The 5043-nt window shown below is 67.4% G+C and carries 7 protein-coding genes; 2 read left to right on the top strand and 5 right to left on the bottom strand.

Annotated elements, in window-relative coordinates:
* The 4 genes from AAGI46_15715 to AAGI46_15700 all read right to left on the bottom strand — a co-directional run.
* Window positions 1-830: glycosyltransferase (locus tag AAGI46_15715; protein ID MEM1013655.1), on the bottom strand; the 830-nt coding region annotated here is incomplete at its 3' end.
* Between the two features lie 291 nt (window positions 831-1121).
* Window positions 1122-2006, bottom strand: a complete 885-nt coding sequence (locus tag AAGI46_15710; protein ID MEM1013654.1) for a hypothetical protein — start codon at window positions 2004-2006, stop codon at window positions 1122-1124.
* 49 nt (window positions 2007-2055) lie between these two features.
* Window positions 2056-2532, bottom strand: a complete 477-nt coding sequence (gene ispF, locus AAGI46_15705) for a 2-C-methyl-D-erythritol 2,4-cyclodiphosphate synthase (protein ID MEM1013653.1) — start codon at window positions 2530-2532, stop codon at window positions 2056-2058.
* On the bottom strand, window positions 2529-3071 hold the full coding sequence (locus AAGI46_15700) for a gamma carbonic anhydrase family protein (protein MEM1013652.1): 543 nt from the start codon (window positions 3069-3071) through the stop codon (window positions 2529-2531). Before AAGI46_15700 ends, ispF begins: the two co-directional genes overlap by 4 nt.
* A 67-nt stretch (window positions 3072-3138) precedes the next feature.
* Here AAGI46_15700 and AAGI46_15695 point away from each other — a divergent pair, with 67 nt between their 5' ends.
* Window positions 3139-3615 (top strand): type II secretion system protein, encoded by a 477-nt coding sequence (locus AAGI46_15695; protein MEM1013651.1) that lies wholly within the window; start codon window positions 3139-3141, stop codon window positions 3613-3615.
* On the opposite strand, the gene AAGI46_15690 is transcribed toward AAGI46_15695, so the two are convergent.
* Entirely contained in the window at window positions 3597-4643 is a 1047-nt protein-coding gene (locus tag AAGI46_15690; GenBank protein ID MEM1013650.1) for a Gfo/Idh/MocA family oxidoreductase, read from the bottom strand. The genes AAGI46_15695 and AAGI46_15690 overlap by 19 nt on opposite strands.
* A 25-nt stretch (window positions 4644-4668) precedes the next feature.
* Between AAGI46_15690 and AAGI46_15685 the strand changes: the two genes are divergently transcribed.
* Window positions 4669-5043 (top strand): S-adenosylmethionine:tRNA ribosyltransferase-isomerase (locus tag AAGI46_15685; protein ID MEM1013649.1); only part of this gene is annotated, 375 nt, incomplete at its 3' end.

The following is a 5043-nucleotide window of genomic DNA, read 5'->3' as shown; positions in this document are numbered from 1 at the left end:
GCCTCGACCGCGGCCTTGAAAAACGCCTCGCCGAAGAACATCGCGCTGCCGGGCGTGAAGGCGATCGGCGGGTCGCCCTCGTCGAGGAACGCAGCGAGGTCGGCCGGCAGTTGTTGCGTGTCGCGCTCGTCATAGAGCGGACAGCCGACCAGCCGCGTCGCCTCGGGCCAGTCGACTGGCGGCGGTGCATACCAGTCGGGCCACATCGCCAGGATGCGGTCCGGCGAGTGCTGCCAAGTGCCGAGGTAGCTCGTCGTCGGCTCCAGCCCGAGCGACTCGCGAAATGCGGCCAGGTCTTTGACCAGCGGATCGAGCACGTACCGGTCGGCCCCGTTCCAGAAATGCGGCAGCACCTTCGCCTTGATCCAACCCGGCAGCCGATCCAGCGGCGGCAGCCCGGGCAGGCGTGGCGGGTCGATGTTGCTCCGCATCGCCGTCGGCTGCAGGTGCACCGTCAGAAGCGGCGTATCGGGATGGGTCTCGCGATAGACCCTTGCACCGGCCGCGAGCGTGCTGGCGATCACGAAGTCGGGCACGAGCTCGGTTAGCCGCTCATGCGTCGCAGGTGCCAGCTCGGCCAGGGCTCCGAAGATGACCTTGATGGCCCGCTTCGAGTGCCACATGTCGGGGTTCTGGGTGAACCGATCGAAGTCGTCGACCGATCCGACCGCGACGAACCCGAGCCCGTGGCTGGCGATCTCGTCTTCGTACTTGGCGTTGGCGATGACGGTGACACGGAAGCCACGTCGCAGCAGCTCGCTGCCAAGTCCCAGAAACGGATGCAGATCCCCATGGCTGCCGAAGGTGACGAGAACGGCGTGTCGCGACACAGGGCGAGGTTAGAGCCCGCCAACGCTCCGTCATCCCGAGCGGAGCGAAGCGCAGCCGAGGGACCTCGTCTGGACCGAGTGAAAGAGACCGCGAGGTGACTGCGCGCGTTGACCTGCGAGCCCCGAGCGTGAGCGAGCGGGTGCGAGCGGGTGCGATTCTGCTACCCGACCCACTCGCTCACGCTCGGGGCTCGCCAAAGAAGTCTCTGGGCTCGCGCACATCTGCTTCCACACGAGCAACGCCGGGCGAGGTCCTTCGACTCGCTGCGCTCGCTCAGAATGACGGAGGGCTCAGCCGCGAGGGCGAACGTTCATCCGGACGAATCGGCCGTCGGCGGATAGGAAGCCGTCGACGGTGCCGGGGTGGCCGTCGACTTCGAAGGCGACGGTGAAGTGGGCCGGGTTCGTCTCGTCGGGCTGTCCGGCGAACCAGCGAAGGCCGGCGTCGGAGATGCTGGCGTACGGGTCGAACAGGTCGTCCACCACAGGCAGCGTTTGCGTCATGCACACGCGCGACGACGACCGGGCTGGCAACAGCAGCGGTGCGTGCGACGTCTCGACGAGCGACGGTTCGCCCGTCACGCCGCCCGGCTCGAAGACGTAGGCGACTAGGCCGGCCGGCATCGTCGGACGCCACTCCGAGTCCTCGGCCACCACCCACGGCAGGAACCGCACGGCCACGATCCGGCGGGCACCGGAGGCACTGGTCAGCTCGTGCAGGAAGAGCAGCGCGCCGTACCCGTCGATCGAGTCGGACATCTCGTCGATCGCACCGCGAAGCACGTCGAAGCTCTGAGGATCGGGCAGCACGGCCGGAAGGCTGTCGGCCGGAACGTCTTCCAAGCCCGGGACGGCGAGCTTATGGTAGTCGCTCCCGCTCGTCAGCAACTCGTTGGCTCGCTGACGATCGGCCTCGAAGACGACGCGGTCAGCCGACTCGACGTGCCGGGCCGCTTGCCGTTCATAGAGGTAACTCTGGGCCCGGACCTGGGCGACGCGTGCGCCAAGCCACGACCCGGCGACACACAGCAGCACGCCAAACGCAACAGCCGGCAGACGCCACGACGCCCGCCGAACGCGGTCTCTCGCGTAGCCCAGCCGCGGCAAGTTGGCCGATGCCCCATTGTCCACGCCTTCATCATACGGCTTGTCCCGCGGGACCACAACCCGGTTCAACGCAGGACCCTCGAGCCATATCCGGTCGAGGCTGTTGTCAATCAAATGATTACGACTTTTCGGCCAACAGCACGACGGCCGTCGCGACGATGGCTTCGCCCCGCCCGACCGCATCGAGGCCCTCGTTTGTGCCGGCTTTCACGTTCGCCGGGCCGCCCAGGGCGTCGCTGAAAACCTCGGCCATCGCGTCGACGTGCCCCGCCAGCTTCGGCCGTTCGGCGAGGATCGTGACGTCTAGGTTCGAAAGGCCGTAGCCGGCGTGGTCCATCCGACGGCGGGCCTCGTCCAGGAAGACCCGGCTGTCCGCGTCGCGCCATCGCTCGTCGTGATTGTCGAAGATCCGACCGATGTCGCCCTGTCCGAGGGCACCCAGGATCGCATCGACGACCGCGTGGATGGCCACGTCGCCGTCGCTGTGGGCGACAAACGAGCGGTCGTCTGCGACGACGATCCCGCCGATCTTCATGACGCCGCCCTCCTGAACGCGGTGGACGTCGTGCCCGTGGCCGATGCGGAAGTGGCTCATGTCGACTCCTCCAACGGCCGGCCGCCGGGTTCGTACCGGCCGTCGGCATGTTCGCCTGCGAGCCGGACGTAGTGGGGCGGGAGCTTCCGCATGTACTCGAGGTCGCGATCGCTGACCTCGCGAATGGCCTTAGCCGGCACGCCCGCGACGAGCGTGCCGTCGGGCACCTTCATGTTCGGCGGCACCACGGCCCCGGCGGCGACGAGGCACCGCTCGCCGATCTCGCTCCCGCCGAGCAGCGTCGCTCCCATGCCGATGAGCGAGCCGTCCCCGACTCGCCGACCATGCACGACCGCGGAGTGGCCGATGGTGACGTCCCGGCCGATGTCGTTGGGCACGCCGGCATCGCAGTGGATGACGGCGTTGTCCTGGACGTTGGTTCCCGGTCCGATCGTGACGGCCGCGACGTCGCCCCGGACGCTCACGCCGAACCAGATCGAGACGTTTTCCCCGATTTTCACGTCGCCGCTGACGTGGGCGTTGGTGGCGACGGTCCACCCGCCGGGATGGCGTTGCATCGTCGGCTGGTTGCTGGCCATTGACATACGTGCGGCAAATCGTACATCGATCGGTGCCGCACGTGTCGCGTCCTGCAAAGGAGGAACGATGCCCTCGCCTCAACCCCGTCACTGCCAAGCCTTCACGCTTGTCGAAATCCTGATCGTCGTCGTCATCCTCGGCATCCTCGCCTCGCTGGTCGTGGCCAACGTGGCCGACAGCGACGATGACGCTCGCCGCAACGTCTTCGTCCGCAACCTCGGCCACTTCCAGCAAGGGCTAACCCTTTACATGGAAACGCATAACGAGCTGCCGCCCGACACCAACACCGGCGACTGCCCGGCTGCCCTGGCGGAGATGTTCGACGAGCGAAGCTTCGAAACCCTCACGCCCATCGGCGGATCGTGGGACGTCGAGGTCGAAGAGAGCGGCGTCATCCTGGCGGTCGGCGTCCACTTCAACACCAGCTTCTCCCGCAGCGACACGTACATGGCCCAGATCGATGCCGCGTGCGACGACGGTGACATTACCAGCGGAAACTTCAGGAAAATCGCTGATAATCGCTTCTATTGGGTGCTCGAATGATCCGCCGCCTCGCGGACCCTATCGAGTAGCCGAGCCAATCGCAGCGAATCCGCCCTCGGCATGAACGGCTCCGCCTCGGCGCGGACCGTTCGCTCGAACGCGCGAGCCTCCAGCGCGTACAGCGGCAGATCGGCCGGCGTATCGACCCGCCGCTCGGGTGGCGCACCCGCCGACTCGCCGGGCTTGAGCTCCTGCCGAGGCTTGTGCGAGTGCCTGATCGTGAACCCGGCGTCCGCCTGCGGTTTCCACGGCCACGACGTTGTGAGGTACCCGCCGGTACCTGCCACAATCAGCGTGTTGTCGCACTGTGTATCCAGGCCGCTGGAGAATGTCCCCGCCACGTCGTTCGCGAAGCCGACGGTCCCGGCGGTCATGACGTCGACCCCTCGGTCGTGCCGCCGCGTCACCGCCGACACCGCCGTCGGCTCCGAATCGGCGAGCAGCAGCATCATGTCGAGGCAGTAACAACCCACATCCATGAGTGCTCCGCCGGCGAGGTCGGCATCGAACCGCACGTTCCCCTCGATCTGCGTCGTCCGGTAGCAGAAGCTTGCTCGGATGTGGGTGAGCTCGCCGATCTCGCCCGATCGGACCGCCTCGACGATCGCCTGGGTCTGAGGATGACACCGATACATAAACGCCTCGACCAGGTGCCGATCCGCCTTCTCAGCCGCGGCGAACATCGCCTCCGCCTCGGCGGTGCTCGTCGCCAGCGGCTTCTCACACAGCACGTGCCGGCCTTCGCCCAGCGTGTTGATCGTCCACTCGGCGTGCAGCGTGTTCGGCAGCGAGACGTAGATCGCGTCGACGCCGGGATCGTCCAAAACCCCTTGATATCCGTCCGCCGCCGTTCCGCCGAACTCGCGGGCGAAGTCGGCCGCGCGGTTGCCGCTCCGGCTGCCGACCAGGCGGAGCTCGTGCCCCGGCAACGCCTTCAGGTCGCGGCAGAATTGCCGGGCGATGTTGCCCGTGCCCAGCACGCCCCAGCGGAACGGGCCCCGGCTGACGGTCTCGTCGGAGGTCGGCATGGCGAGCAGCGTACCTTGTCCGGCCGTGCGGACCGACGAACTGGACTTCGAGTTGCCCGACGAGCTGATCGCCCGGCGTCCCGCCGACCGGCGCGATGCCGCACGCCTGCTCCACTGTGAGCGCGCGTCTGATGCGATCGTCCACCGCGTCGTCTCCGACCTGCCGACACTCGTCCGCCCCGGCGACGTGATGGTCCTCAACGACGCGCGCGTCACGCCCGCCAAGTTCACGCTGATCAAACCGACCGGCGGCCGCGTGGGCGGCTTGTTTCTCGAAGACCGCGGCGAAGGCACGTGGGAGGTTTTGCTGAAAAGTCCGGGAGAAACGAACACTGAGTCCGCATGGACCTTCGACACACAAGGTAGCTGCGGGGCTACGGCCCGCAGTCGGACTGCGGGC

Source organism: Planctomycetota bacterium, from assembly GCA_038746835.1.
Lineage (GTDB): Bacteria > Planctomycetota > Phycisphaerae > Tepidisphaerales > Tepidisphaeraceae > JBCDKH01.
The sequence above is the reverse complement of the archived record's forward strand: the minus strand, read 5'-3'. Positions and strand labels throughout refer to the sequence as shown.

What these genes read in the sequence shown, in the direction of transcription:
- AAGI46_15700 (MEM1013652.1), bottom strand. Translation starts at nt 3,071, where the DNA reads ATGGCCAGCAACCAGCCGACGATGCAACGCCATCCCGGCGGGTGGACC.
- ispF (MEM1013653.1), bottom strand. Translation starts at nt 2,532, where the DNA reads ATGAGCCACTTCCGCATCGGCCACGGGCACGACGTCCACCGCGTTCAG.
- AAGI46_15690 (MEM1013650.1), bottom strand. Translation starts at nt 4,643, where the DNA reads ATGCCGACCTCCGACGAGACCGTCAGCCGGGGCCCGTTCCGCTGGGGC.
- AAGI46_15695 (MEM1013651.1), top strand. Translation starts at nt 3,139, where the DNA reads ATGCCCTCGCCTCAACCCCGTCACTGCCAAGCCTTCACGCTTGTCGAA.